The sequence below is a fragment of the Actinoallomurus acanthiterrae genome, from assembly GCF_054775715.1.
On the sequence record NZ_BAAHCO010000001.1, the window covers coordinates 5,980,286 to 6,005,355 of the forward strand.

Genomic DNA, 25,070 nt, shown 5'->3' on the forward strand with positions numbered 1-25,070 from the left:
TCACCCGCTCTCTTCGAGGGCGAAGAGGCTCACGTCGCCGGCCTCGGCGGTCAGCCCCACCTGCTCTCCGGCGACAGGGGCGCGGCCCGCCGGGAGCTCCAGCCGTACGAGGCTCTCGGCGCCGTTCGGCCGGACGCCGACGCGGACCAGCGTTCCCACGTAGGTGACCGTCTCGACGGTGCCGGTACAGAAGCCGTCGGCCGGCGCGCACAGGGCCACCCGGCCGGGCTGGACCGCTGCCTGGACCCGATGGCCGGGCGCGTACGGATGCGATCGCGCGGTCAGGAGCCCGCCGTGGTCGAGCCGGACCAGGGTGTGCTCGGCGGTGTGCTCCTCCAGGCGGCCGGACAGGAAGTTGGCCGCGCCGAGGAAGTCCGCGACGAACGCGGTCCGCGGCCGCTCGAACAGCTCCCGGGGAGTGTCGAACTGGTCGATGCGGCCGTCGCGCATCACCGCGATCCGGTCGGACAGGACCAGGGCCTCCTCCTGGTCGTGGGTGACGTAGATGACGGTCAGGCCCAGTTCGCGCTGGATGTTCTTGATCTCGGTCTGCAGCTGGTCGCGCAGCTTCTTGTCCAGGGCGCCGAGCGGTTCGTCCATGAGGATCACCGGCGGCCGGTACACCAGCGCCCGGCACAGGGCGACCCGCTGCTGCTGCCCGCCGGACAGTTCGCGCGGGCGCCGGCGGCCGTAGCCCGTGAGGCCGGCCATCTCCAGGACCTGCCCGACCTGACGGCGGATCTCGGCCTTGGACAGGCCGCGCAGCTGCAGCGGGAAGGCGATGTTCTCCGCGACGGTCATGTGCGGGAACAGCAGGTACTGCTGGAAGACGAACCCGAGCCCCCGTTTCTGCGGGGCCAGCCGGGTGACGTCACGGTCGCCGACCTTGATCACGCCGGCGTCCGGCTCGACGAATCCGGCGATCATCATGAGGGTCGTGGTCTTGCCCGAACCGGAGGACCCGAGGAAGGTGACGAACTCCCCCGCCTCGATCTCCATCGACACCTCGTCGACCGCGACGATGCCCGCGTACGTCTTGCGCAGCCCGGTGGCGGACAGCGGTTTGCCGCTTCCCGCCAGCGTCCCGGCGCCGGCGCGTGGCTCGCGCTGCGACATCACTCCGGCCTCAGCCACGTGCCCATCCCCTCCAGCGCTTGATGACGGCGTCCTGGTTCTTGATCCACCAGTCGACGTCGAGGTCGAACCCGGTGTGCAGGTGCTCCGGGGAACTGGCGAGGTTGGAGCTCACGGAGGCGGGCAGCTGCTTGTACGCCGCCTGGACGACCGGCCCCATGGGGTAGAGCGTGGCGAAGTGCGCCTGCACGTCGGGCCGCAGGGAGAAGTCGATGAGCTGGTAGGCCGCGTCGGTGTTGGCGGCCCCGTTCGGGATCCCCCACCCGTTGCTCTGCCGCCGCGCGCCGTTCCACTGGTAGGCCAGCGGCTGGCCCTGCTTGATGAGCGCGTCGAGCCGGCCGTGCCAGACGCTGGAGGCGACGACCTCCTTGCGGCCCAGCAGGACGCCGGGAAGGGCGCCGGTGTCCCAGTACTTCTTGACCGAGCCCTTGATCCGGTCCATGGCCTTGAACGCGCGGTCCACGTCAATGGGGTACAGCTTGTCGAGCGGCACGCCGTCGGCCAGCAGCGCGAACTCCAGCTCCGGCAGGTCCGCGTCCGGATTCTGCAGCGACCGGTTGCCCGGGAAGGCCTTGGTGTCCCAGAAGTCCGCCCACGACTGCGGCTTCTTCCCGCCGAACGCGTCGGTGCGGTAGGCCATCACGCTGGCCCAGTAGTTCTTGCCGATGGCGTTCGGGGTGACGAGGTTGGCCGCGATGCCGGCGCCCTTGAAGTTCTTCAGCCGGTCCTGGTCCAGCTGCTGCAGGGCGTTCTCCTTGGTGAACAGCACGAAGTCGGCCATCGAGTCGTCGATGACGTCGAACTGCGGCCTGCCCTGCTTGATCTGGGCGAGCATCTGCGCGTACTCGATGTTCACCACCTGGACGGCGATGCCCGTCTCCTTGGTGAACGGCTCGTAGATCGCCTTCTGGTTCGCGTCCCCGTACGTGCCGCCGCTGTTGCGGACGACGAGGGTCTTCTTACCGCCACCGCCACCGCCTGCGGCGGCGCCCGCCGAACGGCTCGTTCCGGTCCCGCATCCGGTCAGCGACGTCGCGGTGATGCCCGCCGCGACTCCGCCGACTCCGAGAAGGAATGCCCTGCGGTCGATCCGTGATTCTTTCATCGCCGATATCTCCTGGTCGTGCTGAGCGTCTGTCCCGATCCGTCCCCGATGTGGTCCTGCCGTGGTCACCCGTCGCGTGCGGGCGGGGTAAGCCGGGAGGTGAGCACCGGCCGACTGCCGAGAGGAAACGGGCCATGGTCACGCGCCTCCGTACGGGGCGGCGATGGCCGCGAGCTCGGCGCCGGGCGCAACGGTCAGCCCGCGCATCCCGTAGAAGATCCGACCCGTCGCGGAAGCGCCGACCTTGTGCTCACGGCCGTCGGCCGGGTCGATGATGCGTCCGATGACCTGACCGGCCGTCACGTCGTCCCCTGTCCCGACCTCCGGGTACCACAGTCCGCCGACCTCGGCCGCGACCGCCCCGACCCAGACCCACTCGCGGACGGGTATGGCCTGGGATTCGGACGGCGGCCGGTCGAGCACCCCGAGGTGGTGCAACAACCGGAAGAGGCCTTCGACCAGGACGCGGGCGTGAGCCAGGTCCCGCTCGCCGAGCTGCCCGGTCTCGACCAGGATCGCTGGGACACCCTGCCGGGCCGCAGCCGCATGGCTGTTGCCGCCTTCGGCGTTCAGGCCGAGGATGACGTCCTCGTACCCGAGCGCATGCGCCATCCCCCGAGCTTTGGCATCGACCTCCGCGTCGCCAGCGATCCGGTAGCCGACGAAGTCGCGCAGCGTCTCATCGATGCCGCCGCTGTGCAGATCGACGTACGCGTCGGCCCCATCGATCAAGGTGGCGAAAATCCAGGCGGCGAGCCGTTCCGTCGGTCCCCCGTCCGCGTCGCCCGGGAACACGCGGTTGAGGTTGACACCGTCGAGAGGCGACGCGTCAATGCGTCCCTGGTACACCGTCGGCGGGTTGGCCACCGGGCAGATGGCCAGCCGGCCGCGTACCTCCGCCGGCTCCAGCAGCGAGCAGAGTCGGGTCGCGGCATCCACGCCGATGAACTCTCCGCCGTGCACACCTGCTGTGATCGCCACGGTGGGGCCGGGGCGTGCGCCGTTGACAAGGGTGACCGGGATTTCGACGATCGTCGTCCCGAGGTCGGCCGGGACACTGCCGCGTGCCATCGTCCCCGGCTCGGCGCGCAGTGTGCCGATGGTCATGGCCGCATCGGGCGTCGCCTGCGCTGATGCCGTCATCTCGCTCCTCATTGCTCTGTAGTCGGACGGGAATGGCGTGGTCGTACGGTCGGCCGGCGAGGTCAGGCGGCCACGCGGTCGACGGTGGACAGGAAGTCGATCGGCTGGTCGGTGGCCCCGGTCAGCGCGAGGTCCGCCGCGATGTCGCCCATCGCGGGTGACAGCTTGAAACCGTGGCCGGAGAACCCGGCCAGCAGCACGACGTTCTCCGCGCCGGGCAGCGGGCCGACCAGGGGCCGGCTGCTGTCGGTGTAGCCCTCCATGAAGACCGACAGCCGGATCGGGTCGGGGTGCAGGTCGGGCAGGTAGCGCCGGAGCAGGCCGGTGAACACCTCCAGCTCCTCCGGGCCTACCGTCCGGTCCACCTGGTTCGGATCGTCGACCGGCCGGTGCAGCGCGCGGGACAGGCCGATCTTCACCGAGATCCCGTCGGGCGAGGGCAGGCCGTAGCAGTGGGTCGGCGCGGTCCGGATGAACGCGGGCCGTTCGGCGCCGGACCAGGTGTCGGAGGCGGGTACGTACCAGGCGTTGATCAGCCGGCGGATGTCCACCTCCCACGGCAGGCCGGGGAGCAGTTCGCTGACCCACGGGCCGACGGTCACGACCACGGCGTCGAAGTGCTCGGTGCGGTCGTCCGTACGGACGTCGACGCCGCCGTCCGCGGGCACGATCTCGCGGACCGGGGTGTAGCGGTGGATGCGCGCGCCGAGCCGCTCCGCCTCGCGGGCGGCGGTGACGACGGTGAGCTCGGGACGGACGTACCCGGCGTTGCGGTCGAGGACCGCGGCGTCGCCGTCCTCGAGCCGGAACTGCGGGAACCGCTTGGCGAGCGCGTCGGCGTCCAGGACCTCGTGCTCGAGCCCGTGCTCGGCGATCGACTCGAGCACGGTGCGCATCTGCTGGTGCTCGGCCGGCCCCATCAGCAGGCAGCCGGTCAGGCGGCGCAGCTCCCGGCCGCTCTCGTCCTGCAGGCGGCGCCACATCGTGTCGGCGTGCCGCAGCAGCGGCACGTACCGCGAGTCCTCGAAATGGGCGCTGCGGAAGATCCTCGTCTCGCCGCCGGCCGCGCTGCGGTCGTGGCCTGGAGCGAAGCGGTCGAAGCCGACGACCTCGGCCCCGCGGGCCGCCAGCCGCCAGGCGGCCTGGCTGCCCATCGTCCCGACGCCGACCACGGCGACGCGCTTCCTGGGTACCACGGAGGGACTCCTCATCGTCTCGAGGGGTGGACCGAGCCTTGCTCGGATCGCGGTGAGAGGCGTATTCGAAGGGGAACGCGCGGGTTCGCCGCGCGGGGAGCCGGGAGACGAAGGTGTGTCACCGAAGGCCCGTGCCACTATGTGGCATGCTGTGCTATTATTTGGCACAAGCTTGAGGGTTGCCAGAGATCAAGTCAAGGGGTCTCTTCACCGGAGACCGGGATTTAACTGGGGAAACCTCGTGGAAATGAAGAGCGTGATGCGCAGTCTGCGGCTCCTGGAAGCGGTGGCGCAGCATCAGCCGGTGACCGTGGGAGAGCTCGCGAAGCTCTATGGGATCCCCAAGTCGACGGTCCAGCGCACCCTCGTGACACTGCACGAGGCGGGGTGGCTGCGGGCGAGCCGGGGCGACACGACCCGCTGGGAGATCGGCGCGCGCGTGCTCGCCGTCCGGCCGGCCGCCCTGCAGGGAGCGAGCCTGTTCGCCGCCGCCCGCGAGCCCATGGTCCGGCTCAGGCAGGCGCTCAACGAGACCATCCACCTGTCCGTCCCGGACGGACTGGACTGCATGGTCGTGGTCGACCGGGTCGACTGCGACCGGACGGTGCGCACCTTCCACGAGATCGGCGACACCTCACCGCTCCACGCCACCGCGACCGGACGCGCCATCCTCGCCCACCTCCCCGCCGCGGAGGTGGAGGAGTTCATCGCCCAGGGGCTGGAAAGCTACGGCGAGGCGACCATCACCGACCCGGCGGAGCTGCGTGCCGAGCTCGAGCGCGTACGACGGGACGGATACGCGCTCAACCGCAACCAGTACCGGCCCGACGTCGCCGCGATCGCGGCGCCCATCTTCGACGCCGACGACACTCCCCTGGCCACCCTCGCCATCTCGATGCCCGACTCCCGATACGAACCGGACCGGCTTCCAGAGCTGGGCCGGCTGATCGCCGACACGGCCACGGAGATCAGCACCCGCCGCCTCGGCGGAATGACCGGGATGTGACCGGCCGCGCACCGTCCGGCGGGAGCGAGCACCCGGTCAGGCTTCCGGTTTGAGCTCCTGAAGGATGGCCTGCCCCGCCTTGCGATGCTCGGCGGCCGCAGGCGGATCCGTCTCGTCGAGCACGGCCGCGATCCCCTCGTGGGCCAGCGCCTCCGCGTACCGATACCCCAGTTTCGGAGCCAGCTCCAGCGCCTGCCGGTGCAGCCGCAGAGCGTCCTCGGGCAGGCCCGCCAGCCGACAGGTCTCGGCGTAGCCGTCGAGGAAATGGATCTTCCAGTGTTCCTCGAACAGCTCCTCCAGCAGCGCGAACGCCTGCCGGTGGCTCGCCAGCGCCTCCTCATACCGGCCCATCTGCCGCAGTGCGACTCCCAGGCAGTTGAGACACCACGCCTCGTTGTGCTTGTGCCCGTCCTCGCGGGCCAGCTCCAGCGCCCGCCGCAGGTGCTCCACGGCCTCGTCGGGTTCGTCGTGGGCGATGGCCACGCCGAGGGTGATCCGGGCCGTCAGCGTCGGTGGCCATGCCGGGTCGGCGTGCGGGATGTCGAGGGTCTCCCGGGCCAGCCGCGCCGCCTCCTCGCGGTGTCCCAGTTGCAGCATCGCCCAGGCCTCGTACGCGGTCGCGTGGGCCGTGCCCGTCGGGCAGCCGGCGTTCGCGTACAGCCTCCGCGCCATCCGGAAGAGCTCGAGCGGCTCCTCGGCATGCCCTTCGTCCCACCTGAGGTAGCCACGGCGCATGGTCAGTTCGGCCTCGGACCGGGTGTCCCCCGCCTGGGACACCAGCGGCGCCGCCGCCTCGTACGCGGCGTCCGCCTCCGCCATCCGGCCCGCGTTGTAACGGGCGAAGCCCAGGTCGCTGTGCGCCTCGGCCAGCTGCAGCGGATCGCCCAGGCGCTGCGCGGCGACCAGCGATCGCTCGAAGAGGACGTTGAGGTGCGTCGTGCCGCAGCGCCGCGCGAAGAAGGCTCGCATGAAACGCGGCAGCTCGCACACGTGGGTGTCGGCTCCGGCTGCGACCGCCGCGTCGAAGACGGCCATCAGGTTGGTGTACTCCGTGGCGAACCAGAACAGTGCCGCGTGCTTGTCGGTGAACGTCGGCAGCTCGGCCGGGGGCCGGCCCGCGGAGACCTCCCGGATGGGAGACAGGTACGACATCGCGGCGTCGGCCGCGGCCGCCGCGTGTACGTAGTAGTCGAGCACCCGGCCCAGCGCCCGCTCCAACTCCGCGGGGGAGTCCTGCTCGGTGGCGGCCCGGCGCGCGTGCTGGTGCACCAGGTCGTGCAGCCGATAGCGGCCTGCCGCCGGCTGCTGAACGAGGTGCGCGTCGAGCAGGTCCTCCAGCATCGCCCGGGCGCTGCGCAGCGGTAGGTCCGCCAGTGCCGCCGCCACGTACTCGTCGAAGGTCGAGCCGGGCAGCAGGCCCAGGAACCGGAAGAAGCGCCGCTGCGCCCGGTCCAGCTGCCGTACGGACATGGCGAACGCCGTGTCGAACTCGGTGGCGCCCTCCGCCATCCGCTCGACGAGGATGCCCACGGTCCAGCCCGGCCGGTGCCGCAGCCGCGCCGCGGCCAGCCGCAGGGCCAGCGGCAGATGGCCGCACAGCCGCAGCACCTCGGCGGCGGACTCCGGTTCGCGGCCCAGCCGGCCGTCGGATCCGCCCGGGTCGCCGCTGGCGCGGGCCAGCAGCGCGGCGCTCTCCTCCGGGGTCAGTACGTCCAGCGAGACCGGCGGCACCTCCTCCAGGCCCAGCAGCCGGCTGCGGCTGGTGATCAGGGTGACCGACGGCCCGGCGCCGGGCAGGAGCGGGCGGACCTGGTCGGCGTCGGCGGCGTTGTCGAGGACCACGACGGCCCGCCGGTGGGCCAGCTCCGACCGCCAGCAGGCCGCCAGCGGCTCGATGCCGCCCTCCTGCGGGATCTTCTCCGATGGCACGTCGAGGGCGGCGAGCAAGGTCCGCAGCGCGGGATCGGGATCGAGCGGCTCCCGTCCGGCGGTGAACCCGTGCAGGTCCACATACAACTGGGCGTCGGGGTAGTCGGCGGCGAGCCGATGCGCGGCGTGCACCGCCAGGCACGTCTTTCCGACGCCCGCCATGCCGTCGACGGCGACCACCCGGCTGTCCTCCACCGCGGCGAGCACGGCGGCGAGCTGTGCCTCGCGTCCGGTGAAGTCGGGCACGTCGCGCGGCAGATCGTTGCGGGGCGGGCGCGGAACCCCGGCGGGCGGCGACGGGGGCTGCACCTGGCGGCTGGTCTTCGGGGGCGCCGGCAGGGGGTTGGACGCCCGCTCCCACAGGGCGCGCAGCGGGCGCGGGTCGCGTTTGACGAGGCGGCACAGCGCGATCACCGCGGGCCAGGGCGGCACCGTCTGACCGCTGAGGTACCGCGACAGCGACGACGAGCTGAGGCCCGCGTCGCGCGCCAGGGCCCGTACGCCACGTCCCGACAGCTCCTGGAGCAGGCGCAGCCGGGCGGCCAGCTCGTCCTGCGGGGCCGCCTTCGCCGTCCGCTGTTGCACAACCACCGTTCCCCCGCTTTCCTGTCCCGCCTTGGCGGAACCTTCCCGTGCCGAGTCGTCACTGTTCAAGGCCGTTTCGGCTGTCCCACGGTGTCCCATCGGCGTGGTCGTGGCAAGCCCGCTGGGCTGTGATGGTGTCACGCCCCGGAGGGAACGGGGCACCCACACCGAAGAGGGAGAGAACCATGATGCAGTCCCGGATGAAGAACCCCGCTTTCGTGCTGTCCGGCGCGATGCAGCCCATTCAGGAGATCTTCAAGGCCGTGCATTCTGGTGGGGTGGAGGAGCAGACGCTGGAGCTGGTGCATCTGCGGGTGAGCCAGATCAACGGCTGCAGCGCGTGTGTCGATGCCGGTGCCAAGACGGGTCGTAAGGCCGGGTTGAGTGATGAGCGGCTGGCCACGGTCGCGGCTTGGAGGGAGGCGCCGTACTTCAGTGATGAGGAGCGGGCGGCGCTGGAGCTGGCCGAGGCCGCGACCCGGCTGGCCGACCGCCCTGACGCGGTGAGTGATGAGGTCTGGGACGCCGCGGCGACCTACTTCGATGAGAAGCAGCTGGCCGCGATCGTCTTGATGATCGGTGTGACCAACCTGTTCAACCGGCTCAACGCCACCACCCGCCAGATCGCCGGCGCATGGGGATAAGACACGCCGGTCCCGGGCGGCGCGCGTGAACCCGCCGCCCGGGACCGCCCCCATCGCCCCCATCGCCGCTCGTCGAAGGAGACCCGTGACCACCGCAGCCGACACCGAGCCCGCCGCGGTGAACCGCTCGTACCGCGACGTCCTGCTGCGCAACCGGAAGATGGCCGGCCTGCTGCTGGGCGATCTGCTGGCGAACGTCGGCACGGGGATGCTGGTCGTCGCGATGCCCGTGCAGACGCTGGCCGTTCACGGGACCGTGGACGCGGCGCTCGCGATCGGGATGGTGGAGGCCGCGCCGTTCCTGCTCTCCACGGTGCTCGCGCTCGCCATCAGCCTGGGGAGGTTCGCCGCGCCGCCGCGACGGCTGCTGCTCGCGGACTGTGTGCTGCGCGCCGGCACGTCCACCGGCCTGGGCATGCTGGCGGTGGCGGGCCGGTCACGCTGCCCGTGCTGGTCGGCGGGCTGCTGCTGGGCAGCACCTGCCGGATGGCGGGCTCCAGCAGCCGCCGGCTCCTGGCCACCTCGATGGTGGGCGACGCGGACCGGTTCGCCGTCAACGGACTGCTGGGACTGGGCGGCAACTTCGCGCTCCTCGTCTTCGGCCCGGTGGCCGGCGGGCTCCTGGTGGCGTGGACGGGCGCCGGCTGGGCGCTGTTCGCCGACGCGTGCGGGGCGCTGGTTCTGCTGGCGTCGCTGCTGTGGTGCGTGCCGCGAGCGCCGGCCGCCCGCGCGGAGGACGGGCCTGGGCCGGAGCGCGAGTCGGGGTGGCGGATCCTGCGGCGGCGGCCGGTGGCCGGGCGCCTGCTCGTGGTCGTCTTCTTCTTCAACTTCCTCTACATGCCGATCGAGGTGGCCCTGCCGCTGTACGTGCGGGGGACGCTGCACACCGGCGCGTCCGGCCTGGGCATGCTGTGGACCGCACTGGGCGTCGGGGCGCTCGCGGGCGCCGGCCTGGTCGACCGGCTCCGCAACCTCCCTCAGCGCCCGCTGCTCATCACGATCATCGCGCTGTGGGCGCTGTGCCCGATCGCACTGGCCGGCGTCGCGAGTCAGACCGCGGCCATGGTCGTCTTCGGCCTCGGCGGGCTGATCTGGGCCCCGTTCACCCCCGTCGCGTACAGCTTCCTGCAGTCGGGCCTCCGGCCCGCCGAGCAGCAGCCGGTGGTCACGCTCTGGACGACGGGCTCGACGGTCGCCGCCCCGCTCGGCCTGCTCGCCGGCGGCCCGCTGATCGCCCTGACGGGCACCGGCACCAGCCTGTTCCTCTCCGGCCTCCTGACCCTGCTGCTGGCCCCGCTGGCCGCTTGGAGCGTGCTGACGCGGTCGGAGGTCCGGGGCGGCCCGAGCTCGTGACCTACGGTGACTCGACCCAGGTCGGTGCTGTACGGGTGGGATAGTCGGGCGGTGATCAGTTCGCGTCAGCTCGAGTACTTCCAGGCCGTGGCGAGGGAGCTGCACTTCACCCGGGCCGCGCGGGAGCTGCGGATCGCCCAGCCCGCACTGTCCCAGCAGATCCGAAAGCTCGAACGCCAGCTCGGCGTGGTGCTGTTCGAGCGGGACAACCATCGGGTGGCGCTGACCGAGGCCGGTTCGGCGCTGCTGGAGCGAGCCGACCGGATCCTCGCGGACCTCGGCGCGGTCGAGGACGAGATGCGCGGGTGGGGCGGCGGTACACGCGGCCGGATCCGGCTCGGCGTGGCGCGCGGGCTCATCGCGGGGATGTCCAGGCTGCTGGCCGAGTTCTGCGCCGCCTATCCCGGGGTCGAGATGCGGTTCCGCGAGATGACCACCGGGGAGATGCTGGAGGGCCTGCTGGCCGGGCGGCTGGACGTGGCCACCGTGGCCGAGGTGCCGCGGAACGAACCACGGCTGGCCACCCACCCGCTCGGAGAGGAACCGCTGGTGCTGATCGTGGCACCCGACGCCTCGCCGGACGCCGCCTCCCCGGGAGCGGCATCGCCGGGAGTGGCCTTCGCGCCGGGCGGGCGGGCGAAGGTGGCCGACCTGGGCGACCTCGACCTCGTCACCTATGCACCCGGCTCGGTCGTGCGGGAGGTGGTCGCGGGGGCAATGGCCGACGCCGGGATCTCCGGGCGGTTCCGGTTCGAGACGCGCGACTACGGGACGGCGCGGTCGCTGGTGAGCGTCGGACTCGCCGCGGCCGTGCTGCCACGCTCGGTCGCCGCCGAGCCCGGCCCGCCCGTACGGGTGATCGACCTGGAACCGGTGCTGACGTGGCGGCCGTCGCTGGCCTGGTCGGCGGTGCGGGTGCCGGCTCCCGCGCTGAAGGTCTTCGTCGAGTTCGTGGCCGAACACGGTGAGATCCTCGGCCTATCACCGTGAGGCCGATCAGATATTGGACGCATGATCCGGTCCGGGGAAATGATCGAGTCATGGACAGGAACGAACGTGGCCTGAGGGAATACGCGGCGCTCATCGGCGGCTCCGCCGAGGAGCAGCTCGCCGGGATCAGGGCGGCCTCACCGCACATGTACGAAACGATGATCGAGACCGGCTTCGCCGGGCCGATGGCCCGGCCGGAGCTCGGCCGGGCCGCCCGGGAGCTGGCGACGGTGGCGGTCATCGCGGCGCTCGGCGGTGCGGACGACAAGCTCGCCGTGCACGTACGCGCCGCCCTGCGCCAGGGCATCGGAGCGGACGAGCTGCGGGCGCTGGCCGAGCATGTGGCGCTGTACGCCGGTTTCCCGCGTGGCCTGACGGCGCTGAGCGTGATCGACGGGGTGCTGGCCGAGGCGGGCGTCCCCGCTCCCGCACGGCTCCGGAAGGTACGGCTCGAGGACCACGAGACCGTGGTGGCGCAGGTGGGCGAGAGCGGACCGGCCGTGCTGCTGTCCCACTCACTGGGGTTGGACTGGCGGATGTGGGAGCCGGTCATGCACCGCCTCGCCGTGGGCCGCAGGGTCTTCGCCTACGACATCCGCGGGCACGGCTCGGCCGCCGGCTCCCCCGCGCCGTTCACGATGCACCAGACCGGCGACGACCTGCTCGGCGTCATGGACGCACTCGGGCTCGACCGGGCCCATGTGGTGGGCCTGTCGATGGGCGGTTCGATCGCGCAGACCGCCGCCGTACGGCACCGGGAGCGGATCGCGTCGCTGGCGCTGCTGGCCACCAGCGACCACCCGTTCACCGACGCGTTCGAGAACCGGGCCCGGTCCGGGGAGATCGACGGGATGGAGGCCCAGGTGGCGCCGACGCTGACCCGGTGGTTCACGCCGGGCGCGCTGGCGGTCGACGCCTGGGGCGTCCGGTACGCGCGCGAGCGGATCCGCCGCATGCTGCCCGAGGACTGGACGGCGGCCTGGCGCGCGTACAAGAGCCTCGACGTGCAGGGCCGCCTGGCCGACCTCTCCGCGCCCACGCTGGTGCTGGCCGGCGCCGCCGACGCCTCGACGACCCCCGAGATCATGTCCGCGATCGCCGAGCGCATCCCCGGCTCGACCTATGTGGAACTGCCCGGCACGCCGCACCAGCAGACCCTGGAGCGGCCCGAACTGGTCGCCGACGCCCTCGACGACTTCCTGCCCACCGCCGCGGACGGCGATCCGCGATGAGGGCCGCCTGGTACGACCGCAACGGCGCCGCTCGCGACGTCCTCACCGTCGCGGAACTGCCCGACCCCGAGCCCGGACCCGGCGAGGTCCGCGTGCGGGTGGCGGCGGCCGGGGTGAATCCCGCCGACGTCAAGCGCCGCTCGGGCGTCGGCGGGCGGACGATGACCGCACCGCGCGTCATCCCCGGCGACGACGGCGCCGGGACCATCGACAAGGCCGGTCCCGGCGTGCCCGCCGACCGCGTCGGACGCCGGGTGTGGGTGTACGCCGCGGGGCAGCACTCGCCTTTCGGCACCTCGGCCGAATACGTCGTGGTCCCGGACGCGCAGGCCGTCGAGCTGCCCGACGCCGTCCCCTTCGAGGCCGGGGCCTGCCTCGGCGTCCCGGCGCTGACCGCGCACCGCTGCCTGCTCGCCGACGGCCCGGTCGACGGGGCGACGGTCCTGGTCACGGGCGGTGCGGGAAGCGTCGGCCACTACGCGATCCAGCTCGCCAAGAACCACGGCGCGACCGTCCTCGCAACCGCCAGTACCGGCGAAAAACAGCGCGCCGCAATGGCTGCCGGCGCCGACCACGTCGTCGACTACCGCCGTACGGACGCGGCCGAGGCCATCCTCGAGCTGACCGGCGGCCGCGGCGTCGACCGCGTCGTGGACGTGGCGTTCGGCGCCAACCTTCCCCTCACCTCCGCGACCGTCGCCACCAACGGCACCATCGCCGGTTACGCCTCCGACGCCGTACCAGAGCCGACGCTGCCGTTCTATCCGCTGATGCGGCGCGGCATCGTCGTCCGCATGGTGCTGGTGTACGTGATGCCCGAGGACGCGCTGCGGTCAGGCATCCCTACCTTCTTTCTCGGGCCGCTCGGGCCAGTCGTAGGGTTCGAGCACCCAGGGGTGCCGGGTGTGGCTGTCAGGCATCTGCCGTCTGTGGCTTCCCTCGATTGGCCGCGCGGCACCCCGCGACGACTCGGCCGCTGATTGAGAACTGCGAACACGTCGCTGTGTAGGGATGAGCCGGCGAGGTCGTCTGCGGGAAGACCAGGACAAACGCGCTGGGAGGCGATGTTGAGGCGGGCATGGGCCGGGATCGATATCGGCAAGGGACACCACCACGTGGTGGTCATCGACGCAGACGGGCAGCGGCTGCTGTCGCGGCGCGTGGCCAACGACGAGACCACGCTGGGCGAGCTGATCACGCAAGTGCTCGGCCTGGCCGATGAGGTGACTTGGGCCGTGGATATGACCACCGGCGGCGCGGCCCTGGTCCTGGCGCTGCTGATCGTTCACGGGCAGCAGGTCCTCTACATCTCTTCCACCATGGTCAACGCTGCCGCCGGCGGCTACCGCGGGGCAGGCAAGACCGATGCCCGCGACGCTGCGATCATCGCCGACCAGGCCCGCATGCGCCGCGGCCTGGCCCCGCTGCGGGTCGATGACGAACTCATCGTCGAGATGCGGATGCTGACCGCCCGCCGCGCCGACCTGGTCGCCGACCGCACCCGGATGGTCAACCGGCTGCGCGAGCAGCTGTTGGCCCTCTGCCCGGCGCTGGAGCGCGCCCTGGACGTGACGAACAAGGGCCCGCTGGTCCTGCTCACCGGCTTCCAGACCCCTGCGGCGATCCGCGCGGCTGGTGCCGCGGAGCTGGAGCGCTGGCTGAGCGACCATGGCGCCCGGCGGGGTACCGCCGACCTGGCCGCCCGTGCGGTGCAGGCCGCCAGATCCCAGACCACCACCCTGCCGGGCGAGCAGTTGGCCGCCATGCTGGTGGCCGACCTGGCGAAGGGGGTGATGGCCCTCAATGAGCAGATCAAGCACATCGACCTGCTGATCGAGGACCGGTTTCGCCGCCACGAACTGGCCGAGGTGATCATCAGCATGCCTGGCATCGGCGTGTTGCTCGGCGCCGAGTTCCTCGCCGCCACCGGAGGCGACCTGACCGCCTACGCCTCCGCCGACCACCTGGCCGCCTACGCCGGCCTGGCCCCGGTGCCCCGCGATTCGGGCCCTATCCACGGCAACCTTCACCGACCCCGCCGCTACAACCGCGCCCTCAATCGGGTGTTCTACACATCCGCGCTGGTGAGCATCCGCTTCAACGCCGAATCCCGGACCTTCTACGACCGCAAGCGCACCGAAGGCAAGCTCCACACCCAAGCCGTCCTGGCCCTCGCCAGACGGCGCGTCAACGTCCTGTGGGCACTCATCCGAGATCGCCGCTGCTACGAGCAGAGTCCTCCGGCCGCCCAGGCCGCATAGCTCGATCATCACTTGACAAACCTCATTGAGAATCGAGGACATCACCGAACTGCTGGCCAAGGACGCCCTCGACCACCCCGTCGCCGCACGCCACTCACTCGACGAGATCGCCGCCGCCCATGAGGCGGTCGAGACCGGAAGCGGGATCGGCAAGATCATCATCAGACCGTGACCTCCTCTGCCGGGCCTACCAGGCCCGGCCCCGTGCCCATGCCCGGATGCTGGGAGATGTCACAGGCGGGGGTTGCCGTCTCGTCGTATGGGGTGCAGGCAATCCTCGATCAAGGAGCAGATGATGAACCTCGCGCTGTGGATCGCAGCCGGGCTGCTGGCCGCAGTCGCTCTGACCGGCGGCATCACCAAGACATTCGTGCCCAGGGAGAAACTGGCCGCGGTCCATGGCGGGGGCTGGACCGGAGACGTCGGCGCCGCTTTCGTCAAGAGCCTCGGCGTCCTCGAGCTCCTGGCGGCGGTGGGCCTGATCCTGCCCGCCGCGCTCGACATCGCACCGGTTCTGATGCCGGTGACCGCCGTCTGCTGGATCTTGCTGATGGTCGGCGCGATGATCACCCACGGCCGTCGCGGCGAGTCCACGCTCGTGGTGCTGAACGTGATCTATCTCGTGCTCGCCACGTTCATCGCGTGGGGCTGCTTCGGCACCGGGTCCTTCACCGGCTGACCGGCGGCATGATGACCCCCAGGGCCCAGCGGGAACTCGGCCGGCGGCTGCGCCGTCCCTCATGGCGGCAGGGTTGCAAGGAGGAGCTGGTATGAGCAGGACCGAGGAGTTCGAGGAGCTGCGGCCGCTGCTGTTCTCGATCGCCTACCGGATCCTGGGTAGCGTGAGCGAGGCCGAGGACGCGGTCCAGGAGGCCTGGCTGCGCTACGAGGCATCCGCGACCCAGCCCCGGTCACCCAAGGCCTACCTGTCGGCCACGGTGACCCGGATCTCGATCGACGTGCTGCGCTCGGCCCGCGTCCGGCGGGAGGAGTACGTCGGGCCGTGGTTCCCCGAGCCGCTGCTCGCCGACCCGTATGAGGATCCGACGCGGTCGGCGGAGCTGGCCGACTCGGTGTCGATGGCGGCCCTGCTGCTCCTCGAGCGGCTCAGCCCGCTCGAGCGGGCGGTCTTCGTGCTGCGGGAGGTGTTCGACTTCGGCTTTCCCGAGGTCGCGTCGGCGGTGGGGCGCTCGGAGGCGGCGTGCCGCCAGCTGGCGGTGCGGGCGCGGCGCCACATGGCCGAAGGCCGGCCCCGCTTCGAAGCGGACCGCAAGGAGCGGGAGCACCTGGCGTCGCGGTTCTTCGACGCGCTCCGCGAGGGCGACGTCGCCGGTCTGCGGGACCTGCTCGCCGCCGACGTGTCGATGGTCGGCGACGGCGGCGGCAAGGCTCCGCAGCTGGCCAGGGTCATCGTCGGCGCCGAGAACGTGGCCCGGCTGCTCGCCTCCGTCTTCCCCCGGCTGGCCCGGGTCGACGTGACGTACGAGCCGCACGAGATCAACGGCCAGCCGGGCGCGATCTTCCGCGACCGGGACGGCAAGGTGCTCCACACCCTGGCGCTCGATGTACTCGACGGGCAGATCCAGGCGATCCGCTTGGTGGTCAACCCCGACAAGCTCGGGCACGTGGGCCCGGTGGCGGACGCCTGGGCGATCGACCGCGAAGTAAGACGGGCACGCCGGCCTGCGGAATGACCGGCTGCCGTCTACGAGCAGTGGCGACGGCCGTGCGGCCTTCGCGTCAGGCCAGACCGGAGGGGTCGGGGTCGGCGGCGTAGCAAGCGGCGGCCTCGGCTGCCCTGCGGGCCAGCGCCTTGCGGAGGTCGAGCGGCGCGAGGACTTCGGCGTCGGTGCCGAACCCCAGGAGCATCTCCGCTGCGCGCAGGGAGGGGAAGCGCAGGTCGACGGGCACGCGTTCGGGTTGGGGTTCGGTGTCGGGCAGGAGGTCGACGGGAGCGGGCCCGGCCAGGTCGGCTTGGTGGAGGCGCAGGAATTTGCCGAGGACCTCGCGCCGGACGCTGACCGTGACGAGCACCGGTGCGGGAATGTCGTCGATGTGGCGACGCAGGCGGTCCCAGACGTCGGCCAGTTCCAGGCCGTCGTGGCGGCGGACGGGCTCGTCCAGGACGGCGGCGGATTGGGCGCGGTCGGCCCGGAAGAGCCGGGGTTCGCCGCGGTGGTCGGCGACCAGATACCAGGTGCCGGCCTTGTTGACCAGCCCGTACGGGTCGACGGTGTAGGAGCGGACGCGGTTGTCGCGGCCGTGCCGGTAGCGCAGCCGCAGCCGCCGGTCGTTGAAGACCGCCTGCTGGAGCACGGCGAGATCGACAGGGGCCGGGCGTGCGGGGCCGCCGCGCCAGCGCACCGGGTCGATGAGGATCCGGCGGCTGGCCAGGTCGGCGTCGGGCCGGTGCGGGGCGGGCAGCGCGGCCATCAGCTTGCGCAGCGCGGAGCCGAGGGCTTGGCCCAGACCCAGTTCGGTGTGGGCGCGGTCGGACAGCAGCACGAACAGCGCACGGGACTCATCCGTGGTCAGCCCGGTGACGTTGGTGCGGTAGCCGGGCAGCAGGGCGATGCCGCCGTGCGGGCCGCGCACGGTGTAGACCGGCACCCCGGCCGCCGACAGCGCCTCCACATCACGCATCACCGTACGGACCGACACCTCCAGGCGGTCGGCCAACTCGCCCGCCGGCAGCTGCCCATGGGTCTGCAGCAGCAGCATGATCGACAACAGACGCTCGGCTCTCATACCTCCAAAATTACCCAGGTATATGACGTTCCCTGACATATACCTCGGCGACGCTGCAGGTAGACGGGCCGCCCACGGGGGCGCTCCGCAGATCCCCGGCCGTACAGGGGACGACATGCACGAAAGGAACTGTGCTGTGACCGGAACGAATGGGCTCGCCCAGAAGGTCGCCGAGGACTTCGTCCGCGCATGGACCAGCAAGGACGTCGACAAGGCCCTGAGCCTCCTCGCGGACGACGTCGTGTGCGAGGCGCCGACCGGCAGGTTCGAGGGGGTGGAGGGCTACCGCAGGTTCCTCGAGCCGTTCGCGTCCTCGCTCACCGGTGCCACCGTCATCGACGTCCTGGCGAACGACACCCACGCGGCGACCGTGTACACCACCGACACCCCCTTCCTGAAGGACTTCCGCGGCATCGACCACATCACCGTCGAGAACGGCAAGATCACGCACGTGACCAGTGTCTTCGACCTGCTCCCGGTGCATCGGGCCAGAGGCGACATCCAGCACTGACCCGGCTCGATGCGGGGCCGGTAAGGACTGAAGTCCTGGAACACGAGGGAAGTCCGCCTCTACGGACCGGCGAGGCGGCGTGCCTGGAATGAAGGTGCACGCATTTCGATTACGGCGATCCGGCCGGTGGCTCCGGTTGATCAAATGACAACGAATTGGGAGGAATGATGCATGCCGTTGTCGGCGATTCGCTGGTGGTGAAAGGCCGTCACGTCGGAGATGAGGTCCGCGAGGGTGTCATCATCGAAGTGCACGGAAAGAACGGTGCGCCGCCTTACCTCGTGTGCTGGAGCGACGGCCATGAGAGTGTTTTCTTTCCCTCCGGCGATACGCTGATCGAGCACCGTCCCGCCAAGCAGGGAGCGCAATAGTCGACGCACCGCCGCCGACCTGATGGAGGTCTTCCGGGCCGGACGCGCCACTGCCCGCCGCGTCCTGGGCCGCGCTTCGGCCCGGCCCAGAGGCTGGATCTCGTGAGAAGAAGGAGGGATGACCACTCCTCTCCACTTCCAACATATAGCGCGTGGGGGGCCTTGCCGCAAGGCCCCGGTCATACCGCACAATCACCCCTCGACACCGGAAAGCACGGAAAGCGGGGGGCGCGGAATGCGCGTTGTGTTGATGACCTACGGGTCGCGCGGGGACGTCGAGCCGATGACGGGGCTGGCGCTGCGGCTTAAGGCTCTCGGCGCGGAGGTGCGGGTGTGCGCGCCGCCGGACTTCGCGGAGTTGATGGACCGTGTCGACGTGCCGCTGACTCCCCTCGGCTGGCCGATCCACGCGCTGGCGACGGGGGCGATCCCCGGCAAGACGTGCCTGTCCGATATCGCCGCCGGGCTGACCGCCATGGCGTACGAGTCGGTCGCCGGCGTGGCCGAGGGCTGCGCCGCGGTGGTGGCCACCGGCTCGTTCCCGGCCGTGGCCGGCGCGCGGGCGGCGACCGAGAAGCTGGGCGTGCCCTTTGCGTTCACGTGCTTCTCCCCGTCCGCTCTGCCGTCGCCGCACCGCCCGCCTCGTCCCTGGCCGGGCCAGGTGTTCCCCGTGGAGGTGACCGACAACCGGGTGCTGTGGGACCTCAACGCCGAGCACATGAACACGCTGTTCGGCGAGACGATCAACGCCCACCGGACCTCGGTCGGTCTGCCGCCGGTGGACGGCATCCGCGATCATGTCTTCACCGACCACCCGTTCCTGGCGGCCGACCCGGTCCTGGGCCCGTGGCAGGAGACTCCGGACCTCGACGTGGCACAGACCGGCGCATGGATCCGGCCGGACGAGCGCCCGCTCCCGGCCGACCTGGAGGCGTTCCTGGCCGCCGGTGCGGAGCCCGTGTACGTGGGCTTCGGCAGCATGCTGATGCGGGGCGCGGACGCGCAGGACGTCTCCCGGGCCGTCATCGAAGCGGTCCGGGCGCAGGGTCGCCGCGTCCTGCTCGGGAGCGGCTGGGCCGACCTGGCCTTGATCGATGACCGGGGCGACTGCTTCGTCGTCGGCGAGGTCAACCAGCAGGCGCTGTTCCGCCGGGTGGCCGCGGTCGTGCACCACGGCGGCGCGGGCACCACCGTGACGGCGGCCCGTGCCGGGACGCCGCAGGTGCTGGTGCCCCAGGTCGCGGACCAGCCGTACTGGGCGGGCCGGGTGACCGAGCTGGGCATCGGCACCGAACACGACGGTCCGACGCCGACCGCCGAGTCCCTGTCGGCCGCGCTCACGATCGCACTGGCCCCCGAGACCGGTGCCCGCGCGGCCGTCGTGGCCGAGACGGTCCGCACCGACGGGGCGGAGCTGGCCGCGAAGCTCCTGCTCGACAGGATCGGCTCGAACGGGTCCGCGGTGTTCGCGGGCTGATCCCCCGGAGGCCGCGCGGGCAGGCATGCCACCTGTCCGCGCGGACCGCCCAACGACCTGCCTCGGCTGCGGCTCCTCGCGGAGCCCGCCGGCATGCGGCTGGACCTCGAGGACCTTCGTCTCTGCCAGAGATCTGAGCGCCCGTGGTCCAATGGACACCGGATGTCGCAGCGAACCGGCCGAAGGGGTACGTCTCTGAGCCGGAAGGGGGCGCGGGATATGCCGTCGGCCTGGCCGCGTGCAGGTTCGACCGAGGAGATCACGCCATGCCGTTGACGGATGAGGAGCTGTGCCGGATCGACGCGTACTGGCGGGCCGCGAACTACCTGTCGGTTGGGCAGATCTATCTCCGGGGCAATCCCCTGCTCCGGGAACCGCTGACCCGTGATCACATCAAGCCCCGGCTGCTGGGTCACTGGGGGACGTCGCCGGGGCTGAACCTCTGCTATGTCCACCTGAATCGGGTGATCAAGGAACGCGATCTGGACATGATGTACGTGATCGGGCCGGGCCACGGCGGTCCGGCGGCGGTCGCGAACGCCTGGCTCGAAGGCACCTACAGCGAGGTCTACCCGCCGGTGTCGCGCGACGCGGCGGGCATGGCCCGGTTGTTCGGTCAGTTCTCCTTCCCCGGCGGCGTGCCCAGCCACGTCGCGCCCGAGACCCCCGGCTCGATCCATGAGGGAGGCGAGCTGGGCTACTCCCTCGCCCACGCCTACGGTGCGGCGTTCGACAACCCGGACCTGGTCGTCGCCTGCATCGTCGGCGACGGTGAGGCGGAGACCGGGCCGCTGGCGGCCGGCTGGCATTCCAACAAGTTCCTGGACCCGGCGGCCGACGGCGCGGTCCTGCCGATCCTGCACCTGAACGGGTACAAGATCGCCAACCCGACCGTGCTGGCTCGTATCCCGGAGCATGAGCTGGTGGCGCTGCTGGAGGGGTACGGCCATCGGCCGATCATCGTGAGCGGGGACGAGCCGGCGGACGTGCACCGGAAACTGGCCGATGCCCTGGACGACGCCGTGGACGACATCGCCCGCATTCAGGCGTCGGCCCGCGGCGGCTCGACCGAACGGCCCCGATGGCCGATGGTCGTGCTGCGGACGCCGAAGGGGTGGACCGGCCCGCGCGAGGTCGACGGGGTGCCCGTCGAGGGCACCTGGCGCGCCCACCAGGTTCCGCTCGCCCGGGTACGGGAGGACCCGGAGCATCTGGCCGCGCTGGAGGCGTGGCTGCGTTCGTACCGTCCGGAGGAGCTGTTCGACGAGGACGGCAGGCCGGTTCCGGAGTTGCTGGCGCTGCCGCCCGAGGGCGAGCGGCGGATGAGCGCCACCCCGCACGCCAACGGCGGTCTGCTGCTGCGCGACCTGGCGCTGCGCGACTTCCGCGCGTACGCCGTGCCGGTCGACAAGCCGGGAACGACGTTCAGCGAGGCGACCCGTGTGCTGGGCGGCTTCTTGCGGGACGTCGTCGCCGACAACGCCGACAGCTTCCGGATCATGGGGCCTGATGAGACCGCCTCGAACCGGTTGTCGGCCGTCTTCGAGGTCACCGATCGGGTCTGGGAGGCTCAGCGGTTGGCGACCGACGAGCACCTGGCCACCCGTGGCCGGGTCATGGAGGTGCTGAGCGAGCACCTGTGCCAGGGCTGGCTCGAGGGGTACCTGCTCACCGGACGGCACGGGCTGTTCAACAGTTATGAGGCGTTCGTGCACATCGTCGACTCGATGTTCAACCAGCACGCCAAGTGGCTGTACGTCACCCGCCGCCTGCCGTGGCGGCGGCCGATCGCGTCGCTGAACTACCTGCTCAGCTCCCACGTGTGGCGGCAGGACCACAACGGCTTCACCCACCAGGACCCGGGCTTCCTCGACGTCGTGGTGAACAAGAAATCGCAGATCGTCCGGGTCTACCTGCCGCCGGACGCCAACACGCTGCTGTCCGTGGCCGACCACTGCCTGCGTTCCCGGGACTACGTCAACGTGATCGTGGCCGGTAAGCAGCCCGCGCTCACCTGGCTGTCGATGGAGGAGGCGGTCCTGCACTGCACGCGCGGCATCGGGATCTGGGAATGGGCGAGCACGGATGCGGGCGCCGACCCCGACGTCGTTTTGGCCTGCGCCGGCGACATCCCGACCCTGGAGACCCTCGCGGCCGCCGATCTGCTCCGCCAGTACTTCCCCGACCTGCGGGTCCGTGTCGTCAACGTCGTCGACCTGATGCGGCTGGAGCCCGACACCGAGCATCCGCACGGGCTGTCCGACGCCGAATACGACGCGCTGTTCACCACAGACAAGCCCGTGATCTTCGCCTTCCACGGCTACCCGTACCTCATCCACCGCCTCACCTACCGGCGGCACGGCCACGATCACCTGCACGTCCGCGGCTACAAAGAGGAAGGCACCACCACCACGCCGTTCGACATGGTGATGATGAACGACCTCGACCGGTTCCACCTCGTCATGGACGTCATCGACCGGCTGCCGCAGCTGGGCGGCCGGGCCGCGCACGTACGCCAGCAGATGACCGACCGCCGCATTCGCGCCCGCGCCTACACCCGCGAGCACGGCGAGGACACGCCGGACGTGGCGGACTGGGTATGGCCGCACGGCAGGCTGTCATGACAAAGGTGCTCGTGGTCAACGCCGGCTCCAGCAGCCTGAAGCTGACGCTCCTCGGCGCGGACGACACCGTGCTGGCCACGCCCGACAGTCTCGAGGACGTACGGGGGCTGCCCGCCCCGGACGCGATCGGGCACCGCATCGTCCACGGCGGCCGGGACTTCACCGGCCCGGTGCTGATCGACAAGGATGTCGAGCGCCGGCTGCGGGACCTCGTCGACCTGGCACCGCTGCACCAGCCGAAGTCGATCGACGGCATCGACGCCGTACGGTCGGTGCTGCCCGGAGTTCCGGAGGTGGCCTGCTTCGACACCGCCTTCCACGCCGGTCTCCCGCCCGCCGCCGCGACATACGCTCTGCCGGCGGAATGGCGGGAGAAGTACGGCCTTCGCCGGTACGGGTTCCACGGGCTGTCCCACGCGTACGCGACCCGGAGGGCGGGTGAGCTTCTCGGCGCCGATCCGGCCGCGCTGCGCATCGTCGTCTGTCACCTGGGGGCCGGCGCCTCGCTGTGCGCGGTGGCCCACGGCCGTTCGGTGGACACGACCATGGGGTTCACACCGCTGGAGGGACTGGTCATGGCCACCCGCTCCGGCAGCGTCGACCCGGGCCTGCTGCTGTGGCTGCAGCAGCAGGCCAGCCTGCCCGCCGGCGACCTCGCCCAGGCGCTCGAGCACGAGTCCGGGCTGCTGGCCCTCGCGGACACGGCCGACATGCGACGGATCCTCGCCCGCAGGGACGCCGATGCCGTTCTCGCCGTGGAGGTCTACCTGCACCGGCTGCGCGCCCAGATCGCCGCGATGGCCGCCGCCCTGGGCGGCCTGGACGTCCTGATCTTCACCGGGGGCGTCGGCGAGCACGCGCCGCAGATCAGGCAAGGCTGCGCCGACGGGCTCGGCTTCCTCGGCGTCGCGCTCGACGAGGCCCGCAACGAGACCGCCCGGTCCGACGCGGACATCGGCGCGGCCGACGCGCCCGTCCGCGCACTGGTCGTCACCGCGCGGGAGGACCTGGAGATAGCGGCCGCCACCCGCCGGGTGCTGCGGGCATCGGCCCGGTGAACGCCGACGCCACCGACCATTTACGGCGGTCGATGTCATCGCTCCAGCCGGTACTGCAGGTGCGTCACCCCGGGTGCCGGCACGGCCTCGACGAGGCTGAGCCGCACGTGGGCGGGCAGCTCCTGGAAGAGCCGTCGACCGGCGCCGAGCAGTACCGGCACCTGGTGGACGACGATCTCGTCGACCAGTCCCGCGGCCAGGGCGGCGGTGAGTACGCCGCCACCCATCAGGTTGATGTCGAGGTCCCCCGCAGCCGTGCGGGCAGCGGCGACCGCTTGCTCGATCGAGGTGGCGAATCGCTGCGCCGATGTCGCCTCAGGCGGTGCCGGCCGATGACTGACGACGAAAAGTGGGGCCGTGGGGTGTGGACTGCCGCCACTCCAGCCGTTCGCGTCGTCGTAGCTGTTGCGGCCTGCGATCACCGCCCCGACACGCCCGGCGAAGGGGTCGATGAAGCGGCGGGTCGTCGCGGAAAGGCGGAACTGCGGGACGACCGTGCTGGGCGTGTCGCCGTCCCAGTACCAGTCGTGGAGGACGCCGCCGTCCCCGAGCCCGTGGCCGGCACCGGGGTTGCGGCCGGTGATGAAGCCGTCGACGGAGACGGCCATTGCGCTGAGGACCTTGGTCATGGTGTTCGCCAGCTCTCTCGAAGACCCGATGCACAGGACACGTGGTCTGCCTCAGGTCCGGCTTGTCGGTCGGCTGAATTTCGTGCGGGCTCTCAGGGACTACGGGTCAGCGGGCCAGCAGCTTGTCCAGGCGCGACATCGAGTCGCGGACGCCGTGCTCCATGCCGCTCTCGACCATCGCGTCACGGCTCTCCACCGACGGGAACACCGAGTGGGTGCGCACGCGGGTGCGTCCACCGAGGTCCTCGAAGGTCAGCGTGTCGAGACTGACGTCGTTCGGCCAGCCGTCGTACTGGAAGGTCTGCACGATCCGCTCGTTGGCCACAACGGTGTGGAACACGCCGCGGAAGCCGTACTCACCCGACGCGTCACGGTGGACGTAGCTGTAGCGACCGCCCGGGGTCGCGTCGTACTCGATCACGGTCGTCGTCGTTCCGGCCGGTCCCAGCCACTGAGGGACGAGGTCGGGGTCGGTCCAGGCCCGGAACACCTGGGCCGGGGTCGCGTCGAACTCGCGCACGATGTCGATGAACGGCGTGCCGGGTTGGGCCGTGATCGTTGTCTCGTTCATTTCTCCTGCTCCTTCATGGTTTCCAGGACCGCGTCGAGGCGGCGATGGCGCTGTTCGGCGACCAGCCGGTACTTGTCGATCCAGCTGGTCAGCTCCTCCAGGGCGGCCGCGTTCAGGTGGCACGGCCGGCGCTGGGCGTCGCGGCTGCGTGTGATCAGGCCGGCCACTTCCAGCACGTGAATGTGCCGTGAGACCGCCTGTTTGGTGATGGAGAACGGCTCGGCCAGCTCGTTCACGGTCGCGTCGCCACGGGACAGCCGGGCGATCATCGCGCGCCGGACCGGGTCGCCCAGCGCGGCGAACGCGCGGTCCAATCGCTCTTCCAGCTCGTCAACGGCCATGTTGTTCAACTCATCTCTTTATCAACTGATGTGTTGAACAATAGGGTGAGGGTCACCGGCCGTCAAGCCTCAGCCGCGCTCGCCTCGATTGCGGCTGGTGATAGGTCCGTCAACGGCATCCGAGCCGAGCTGATCTGGAAGGGGGCGCGGCGAGCACTGCGC

General features: G+C 71.1%; 25 protein-coding genes. 15 read left to right on the top strand and 10 right to left on the bottom strand.

The window, feature by feature from the left end; all coding sequences use genetic code 11:
* The 4 genes from ACYVF7_RS28345 to solA form a co-directional block, all read right to left on the bottom strand.
* On the bottom strand, positions 1–1,134 hold the full coding sequence (locus ACYVF7_RS28345) for an ABC transporter ATP-binding protein (RefSeq protein WP_460346745.1): 1,134 nt from the start codon (positions 1,132–1,134) through the stop codon (positions 1–3).
* Entirely contained in the window at positions 1,127–2,239 is a 1,113-nt protein-coding gene (locus ACYVF7_RS28350) for an ABC transporter substrate-binding protein (protein WP_460346747.1), read from the bottom strand. Before ACYVF7_RS28350 ends, ACYVF7_RS28345 begins: the two co-directional genes overlap by 8 nt.
* 138 nt (positions 2,240–2,377) lie before the next feature.
* Positions 2,378–3,382: a succinylglutamate desuccinylase/aspartoacylase family protein gene (locus ACYVF7_RS28355; RefSeq protein ID WP_460346749.1), complete on the bottom strand. Its 1,005-nt coding sequence runs from the start codon at positions 3,380–3,382 to the stop codon at positions 2,378–2,380.
* Positions 3,383–3,444: 62 nt separating this feature from the next.
* Entirely contained in the window at positions 3,445–4,578 is a 1,134-nt protein-coding gene (gene solA, locus ACYVF7_RS28360; RefSeq protein WP_460346751.1) for an N-methyl-L-tryptophan oxidase, read from the bottom strand.
* A 247-nt stretch (positions 4,579–4,825) separates the two neighbouring features.
* On the opposite strand from solA, the gene ACYVF7_RS28365 reads away from it, so the two are divergent.
* A complete protein-coding gene (locus ACYVF7_RS28365; RefSeq protein WP_460346753.1) occupies positions 4,826–5,584 on the top strand; it encodes an IclR family transcriptional regulator in 759 nt (252 codons plus the stop codon).
* Between the two features lie 36 nt (positions 5,585–5,620).
* Here ACYVF7_RS28365 and ACYVF7_RS28370 read toward each other — a convergent pair whose 3' ends face one another.
* Complete coding sequence (locus ACYVF7_RS28370) at positions 5,621–8,104, bottom strand: tetratricopeptide repeat protein (protein WP_460346755.1); 2,484 nt, start codon at positions 8,102–8,104, stop codon at positions 5,621–5,623.
* Positions 8,105–8,286: 182 nt separating this feature from the next.
* Between ACYVF7_RS28370 and ACYVF7_RS28375 the strand changes: the two genes are divergently transcribed.
* Positions 8,287–8,742 carry a carboxymuconolactone decarboxylase family protein gene (locus ACYVF7_RS28375; protein ID WP_460358155.1) on the top strand — a complete coding sequence of 152 codons (456 nt, stop codon included), beginning with the start codon at positions 8,287–8,289 and terminating at the stop codon, positions 8,740–8,742.
* A 246-nt stretch (positions 8,743–8,988) separates the two neighbouring features.
* Here ACYVF7_RS28375 and ACYVF7_RS28380 read toward each other — a convergent pair whose 3' ends face one another.
* On the bottom strand, positions 8,989–9,159 hold the full coding sequence (locus ACYVF7_RS28380) for a hypothetical protein (protein WP_460346757.1): 171 nt from the start codon (positions 9,157–9,159) through the stop codon (positions 8,989–8,991).
* Between the two features lie 30 nt (positions 9,160–9,189).
* Between ACYVF7_RS28380 and ACYVF7_RS28385 the strand changes: the two genes are divergently transcribed.
* The 8 genes from ACYVF7_RS28385 to ACYVF7_RS28420 all read left to right on the top strand — a co-directional run bounded on the left by ACYVF7_RS28385 (position 9,190) and on the right by ACYVF7_RS28420 (position 16,272).
* A complete protein-coding gene (locus tag ACYVF7_RS28385) occupies positions 9,190–10,095 on the top strand; it encodes an MFS transporter (RefSeq protein WP_460346759.1) in 906 nt (301 codons plus the stop codon).
* Positions 10,096–10,146: 51 nt separating this feature from the next.
* Complete coding sequence (locus ACYVF7_RS28390; protein WP_460346760.1) at positions 10,147–11,085, top strand: LysR family transcriptional regulator; 939 nt, start codon at positions 10,147–10,149, stop codon at positions 11,083–11,085.
* 50 nt (positions 11,086–11,135) lie between these two features.
* Complete coding sequence (locus ACYVF7_RS28395) at positions 11,136–12,317, top strand: alpha/beta hydrolase (RefSeq protein ID WP_460346762.1); 1,182 nt, start codon at positions 11,136–11,138, stop codon at positions 12,315–12,317.
* A complete protein-coding gene (locus ACYVF7_RS28400) occupies positions 12,314–13,297 on the top strand; it encodes an NADPH:quinone reductase (RefSeq protein ID WP_460346765.1) in 984 nt (327 codons plus the stop codon). Before ACYVF7_RS28395 ends, ACYVF7_RS28400 begins: the two co-directional genes overlap by 4 nt.
* 84 nt (positions 13,298–13,381) lie before the next feature.
* Complete coding sequence (locus ACYVF7_RS28405) at positions 13,382–14,578, top strand: IS110 family RNA-guided transposase (RefSeq protein WP_460346767.1); 1,197 nt, start codon at positions 13,382–13,384, stop codon at positions 14,576–14,578.
* 25 nt (positions 14,579–14,603) lie between these two features.
* Positions 14,604–14,750 carry a zinc-binding dehydrogenase gene (locus ACYVF7_RS28410; RefSeq protein ID WP_460346769.1) on the top strand — a complete coding sequence of 49 codons (147 nt, stop codon included), beginning with the start codon at positions 14,604–14,606 and terminating at the stop codon, positions 14,748–14,750.
* A 120-nt stretch (positions 14,751–14,870) separates the two neighbouring features.
* Positions 14,871–15,257 carry a DoxX family protein gene (locus tag ACYVF7_RS28415; protein ID WP_460346771.1) on the top strand — a complete coding sequence of 129 codons (387 nt, stop codon included), beginning with the start codon at positions 14,871–14,873 and terminating at the stop codon, positions 15,255–15,257.
* Positions 15,258–15,348: 91 nt separating this feature from the next.
* Positions 15,349–16,272: an RNA polymerase sigma-70 factor gene (locus tag ACYVF7_RS28420; protein ID WP_460346773.1), complete on the top strand. Its 924-nt coding sequence runs from the start codon at positions 15,349–15,351 to the stop codon at positions 16,270–16,272.
* 46 nt (positions 16,273–16,318) lie between these two features.
* On the opposite strand, the gene ACYVF7_RS28425 is transcribed toward ACYVF7_RS28420, so the two are convergent.
* Positions 16,319–17,326, bottom strand: coding sequence for a helix-turn-helix transcriptional regulator (locus ACYVF7_RS28425; RefSeq protein ID WP_460346775.1), 1,008 nt, complete (start codon positions 17,324–17,326; stop codon positions 16,319–16,321).
* A gap of 136 nt (positions 17,327–17,462) precedes the next feature.
* On the opposite strand from ACYVF7_RS28425, the gene ACYVF7_RS28430 reads away from it, so the two are divergent.
* The 5 genes from ACYVF7_RS28430 (at position 17,463) to ACYVF7_RS28450 (ending at position 23,367) form a co-directional block, all read left to right on the top strand.
* Positions 17,463–17,837 (top strand): nuclear transport factor 2 family protein, encoded by a 375-nt coding sequence (locus ACYVF7_RS28430; RefSeq protein WP_460346777.1) that lies wholly within the window; start codon positions 17,463–17,465, stop codon positions 17,835–17,837.
* A 164-nt stretch (positions 17,838–18,001) separates the two neighbouring features.
* On the top strand, positions 18,002–18,208 hold the full coding sequence (locus ACYVF7_RS28435) for a DUF1918 domain-containing protein (RefSeq protein ID WP_460346779.1): 207 nt from the start codon (positions 18,002–18,004) through the stop codon (positions 18,206–18,208).
* 235 nt (positions 18,209–18,443) lie between these two features.
* Positions 18,444–19,685: a glycosyltransferase gene (locus ACYVF7_RS28440; RefSeq protein ID WP_460346781.1), complete on the top strand. Its 1,242-nt coding sequence runs from the start codon at positions 18,444–18,446 to the stop codon at positions 19,683–19,685.
* Between the two features lie 266 nt (positions 19,686–19,951).
* Positions 19,952–22,309, top strand: a complete 2,358-nt coding sequence (locus tag ACYVF7_RS28445) for a phosphoketolase family protein (RefSeq protein WP_460346783.1) — start codon at positions 19,952–19,954, stop codon at positions 22,307–22,309.
* Positions 22,306–23,367, top strand: a complete 1,062-nt coding sequence (locus ACYVF7_RS28450) for an acetate/propionate family kinase (protein WP_460346785.1) — start codon at positions 22,306–22,308, stop codon at positions 23,365–23,367. The genes ACYVF7_RS28445 and ACYVF7_RS28450 overlap by 4 nt, the downstream gene beginning before the upstream one ends.
* A gap of 35 nt (positions 23,368–23,402) precedes the next feature.
* On the opposite strand, the gene ACYVF7_RS28455 is transcribed toward ACYVF7_RS28450, so the two are convergent.
* The 3 genes from ACYVF7_RS28455 to ACYVF7_RS28465 all read right to left on the bottom strand — a co-directional run bounded on the left by ACYVF7_RS28455 (position 23,403) and on the right by ACYVF7_RS28465 (position 24,908).
* A complete protein-coding gene (locus ACYVF7_RS28455) occupies positions 23,403–23,996 on the bottom strand; it encodes a dihydrofolate reductase family protein (protein ID WP_460346787.1) in 594 nt (197 codons plus the stop codon).
* A gap of 106 nt (positions 23,997–24,102) precedes the next feature.
* Complete coding sequence (locus tag ACYVF7_RS28460; protein ID WP_460346789.1) at positions 24,103–24,567, bottom strand: SRPBCC family protein; 465 nt, start codon at positions 24,565–24,567, stop codon at positions 24,103–24,105.
* Positions 24,564–24,908 carry an ArsR/SmtB family transcription factor gene (locus ACYVF7_RS28465; protein WP_460346791.1) on the bottom strand — a complete coding sequence of 115 codons (345 nt, stop codon included), beginning with the start codon at positions 24,906–24,908 and terminating at the stop codon, positions 24,564–24,566. Before ACYVF7_RS28465 ends, ACYVF7_RS28460 begins: the two co-directional genes overlap by 4 nt.
* Positions 24,909–25,070 lie beyond the last annotated feature (162 nt).

Bases quoted from the DNA above. Each gene is read 5' to 3' on its own strand.
- ACYVF7_RS28350 (WP_460346747.1), bottom strand. From the start codon at position 2,239: ATGAAAGAATCACGGATCGACCGCAGGGCATTCCTTCTCGGAGTCGGC.
- ACYVF7_RS28355 (WP_460346749.1), bottom strand. From the start codon at position 3,382: ATGACGGCATCAGCGCAGGCGACGCCCGATGCGGCCATGACCATCGGC.
- ACYVF7_RS28365 (WP_460346753.1), top strand. From the start codon at position 4,826: ATGAAGAGCGTGATGCGCAGTCTGCGGCTCCTGGAAGCGGTGGCGCAG.
- ACYVF7_RS28375 (WP_460358155.1), top strand. From the start codon at position 8,287: ATGCAGTCCCGGATGAAGAACCCCGCTTTCGTGCTGTCCGGCGCGATG.
- ACYVF7_RS28380 (WP_460346757.1), bottom strand. From the start codon at position 9,159: ATGCCCAGGCCGGTGGACGTGCCGGCGCGCAGCACACAGTCCGCGAGC.
- ACYVF7_RS28395 (WP_460346762.1), top strand. From the start codon at position 11,136: ATGGACAGGAACGAACGTGGCCTGAGGGAATACGCGGCGCTCATCGGC.
- ACYVF7_RS28400 (WP_460346765.1), top strand. From the start codon at position 12,314: ATGAGGGCCGCCTGGTACGACCGCAACGGCGCCGCTCGCGACGTCCTC.
- ACYVF7_RS28405 (WP_460346767.1), top strand. From the start codon at position 13,382: ATGTTGAGGCGGGCATGGGCCGGGATCGATATCGGCAAGGGACACCAC.
- ACYVF7_RS28415 (WP_460346771.1), top strand. From the start codon at position 14,871: ATGATGAACCTCGCGCTGTGGATCGCAGCCGGGCTGCTGGCCGCAGTC.
- ACYVF7_RS28420 (WP_460346773.1), top strand. From the start codon at position 15,349: ATGAGCAGGACCGAGGAGTTCGAGGAGCTGCGGCCGCTGCTGTTCTCG.
- ACYVF7_RS28425 (WP_460346775.1), bottom strand. From the start codon at position 17,326: ATGAGAGCCGAGCGTCTGTTGTCGATCATGCTGCTGCTGCAGACCCAT.
- ACYVF7_RS28435 (WP_460346779.1), top strand. From the start codon at position 18,002: ATGATGCATGCCGTTGTCGGCGATTCGCTGGTGGTGAAAGGCCGTCAC.
- ACYVF7_RS28440 (WP_460346781.1), top strand. From the start codon at position 18,444: ATGCGCGTTGTGTTGATGACCTACGGGTCGCGCGGGGACGTCGAGCCG.
- ACYVF7_RS28445 (WP_460346783.1), top strand. From the start codon at position 19,952: ATGCCGTTGACGGATGAGGAGCTGTGCCGGATCGACGCGTACTGGCGG.
- ACYVF7_RS28450 (WP_460346785.1), top strand. From the start codon at position 22,306: ATGACAAAGGTGCTCGTGGTCAACGCCGGCTCCAGCAGCCTGAAGCTG.
- ACYVF7_RS28455 (WP_460346787.1), bottom strand. From the start codon at position 23,996: ATGACCAAGGTCCTCAGCGCAATGGCCGTCTCCGTCGACGGCTTCATC.
- ACYVF7_RS28460 (WP_460346789.1), bottom strand. From the start codon at position 24,567: ATGAACGAGACAACGATCACGGCCCAACCCGGCACGCCGTTCATCGAC.
- ACYVF7_RS28465 (WP_460346791.1), bottom strand. From the start codon at position 24,908: ATGGCCGTTGACGAGCTGGAAGAGCGATTGGACCGCGCGTTCGCCGCG.